Here is a 2,365-nt window from a genome sequence, read left to right as displayed (position 1 = left end):
GTCTGAGGCGCTGGACCCGCTCGACGGAGAGCGCGGGGTCGACTGGTCCGCCTGTTCGGCTCTGTCCGCTTCCCTCGGTCTCGCCGCTGCCGGAGCGCGGCCCCGGGATCAGACCTTGACCCCGCCGGCTCTCAGGTAGGCGAGGGGGTTCACGTCGGAGCCGTAGGCGGGGCCGGTACGGATCTCGAAGTGGAGGTGCGGGCCGGTGGCGTTGCCGGTGGATCCGGAACGGGCGATGCGCTGGCCCGCGGAGACCGACTGCCCGGCGCGCACGTTGAGGGCGGAGAGGTGGGCGTACTGGCTGTACTTGCCGTCGCCGTGGCGGATGACGATCTCGTACCCGTAGGCGCCGGCCCAGCCGGCGGAGACGACGGTGCCCTTGGCCACGGCCTTCACCGAGGTCCCGGTGGCAACGGGGAAGTCGACGCCGGTGTGGTAGCCGCTGGCCCAGGAGCCGGACTGGTGGTACGGGGTGCCCAGGGGCGCCTGCACGGGGGCGACCATGGTGGCGGCCTTCGCCGACTGCTTGGCGGGGGCGGGATCGGCCGCCGGTTTCACCGCGGCGGGCTTGGTGGCCGCGGGCTTGGTGGCCGCGGGCTTCGTGTCCGGCTGGGCCGCCTTCGGCTTCCCTGTGGAGGTACCGGATGCCGTTCGGGCGGGGGCGAGGTCGAGTCGCTGGCCGGGGAGGATGAGGTCGGGGTCCTCGCCGATGACCGAGCGGTTGTCGGTGTAGAGCCGCTGCCAGCCGCCCTGGAGCCGCTGGGCGGAGGCGATGGCGGAGAGCGAGTCGCCGCGCGCCACGGTGTACGCCTCGCGCTTGCCCGGCACCGTGGTGGGGGTGGCGGCGGGGGTCTTCTTCGGGGTCTGCTCGGCGGTGGCGGCCCCGGTCTTCTTGACGGTGGCGGCCGGGGCCTTCTTCGGCGTCTGCTGGGCCGTGGCCGGTAACGCGGCGGGGCGGGAGCCCTGGGTCTGCGCGACCGTCCCGGTATCCGCGTCGCCGCGCGTCAGTCCGGCCCGCGCGGAGCAGACCGGCCAGGCGCCGGGTCCCTGACCGTCGAGGACCTTCTCGGCGATCGCGATCTGCTGGTCCTTGGTCGCGAGGTCGGCGCGTGCGGCGAAGGCGGTGCCTCCGTACGCGGCCCAGGTGGACCCGCTGAACTGGAGCCCGCCGTAATAGCCGTTGCCCGTGTTGATGTGCCAGTTGTTCGTGGACTCGCAGGCGGCGACCTTCTCCCACGTGTCCACGGACGCGGCGTGCGCCGTGCCCGCCGTGATCAGCGGCAGGGCTATCCCCGCACCTCCCGCCGTCACCGTGAGCGACGCCCGGTTGATCCGACTCGGCTGGTATCTGCGGTGCCGTCCGTTCGCGGCCATGATGAGGCTCCCCCGCTGGCAGGTGGACAGAGTTCAGGCGTCAACTTAGGTGTGCACAAAGGCTCGTGACAAGTACGCAACACCTATGGCGTACCCGTCGGCGCTGGAAGTCGCGGCCCGGAACACCCCTTCGGCAGGCCTGACCAGGGCCGCGAGCGCGGTGGGCCGTCACGGGTGACGAGGAGTGACCGCCGTCACTCCTCGCCGACGACCGCGACCCACCGGCCCCGGGTCGGACCGTCGTACCGGGGCGTGAACTCCGGGCGGGCTGCGAGCCATTCGCCGACGTGTAGGTCCACCTCCTCGGTGCCGTATGCCTGGTGGGGGTGGAGCAGGAGATGGCGCACCTGGGACCGGGCTCTCATGACGACGGGATCATCGAAGGCGCAGGCGGCCCGGGCGGCTGACCAACGATCAGGATGCGGTGAACCCACGGCCAAACGCTGCCCGTTGGCCTGGTCGGCCGCCACCTGCCCGTCGAACCAAGGGCGCAGGGCCCGGGTCGTCCAGTCGTGGTACACGGTGGGGTCTGCGGCGATCCGGTCGGCGTGGGCGGCGAGGTGCTGGGCGGCGCGCAGGCCGAGGGCCGTTCCCTGGCCCAGGGTGGGGTTGGTGTGGACGAGGCTGTCCCCCGCGTTGACCAGGCCGGCGACGACGGGGCCGTGCTCGTCGGCGAGGGCGGTCCAGCGGTTGTCCAGCCCGGCCATCGCCAGGACCGCCGACCGCGGTACGGGAGCCAGGGCCAGCCAGGCGGCGATGGCGGGGAAGAGCCGGGCGGCGGCCTCGAAGACGGCGGGCTCCATGAGCGCGCCCCGGGTCGGGTCACCCGTGGAGAGAACCAGGTTCACCGCGAAGGTGTCGTTGTCCGAGGGGAAGACCCCGGCGAGGGCGAACGGTGCGGCCGAACCGGTCTTCACCCGCCCGGGATCACGCGGACCGCCGGGCCGCAGGCGGTACCACCGGCACAGGTAGGCGATCCCCGTGCGGTGGC

The 2,365-nt window shown here is 73.0% G+C and carries 1 protein-coding gene and 1 pseudogene; both read right to left on the bottom strand.

The genetic code is table 11. From position 1 onward, the window contains the following. Positions 1–108: 108 nt before the first annotated feature. Entirely contained in the window at positions 109–1,374 is a 1,266-nt protein-coding gene (locus ACWD3D_RS36165; protein ID WP_451464901.1) for a peptidoglycan DD-metalloendopeptidase family protein, read from the bottom strand. Positions 1,375–1,568: 194 nt separating this feature from the next. Continuing rightward, positions 1,569–2,365 (bottom strand): annotated as a pseudogene (locus ACWD3D_RS36160) (FAD-dependent oxidoreductase); the annotation flags it as partial.

This window comes from Streptomyces sp. NPDC002690 (assembly GCF_053592415.1).
The sequence above is the reverse complement of the archived record's forward strand: the minus strand, read 5'-3'. Positions and strand labels throughout refer to the sequence as shown.

Bases quoted from the DNA above. Each gene is read 5' to 3' on its own strand.
- ACWD3D_RS36165 (WP_451464901.1), bottom strand. From the start codon at position 1,374: ATGGCCGCGAACGGACGGCACCGCAGATACCAGCCGAGTCGGATCAAC.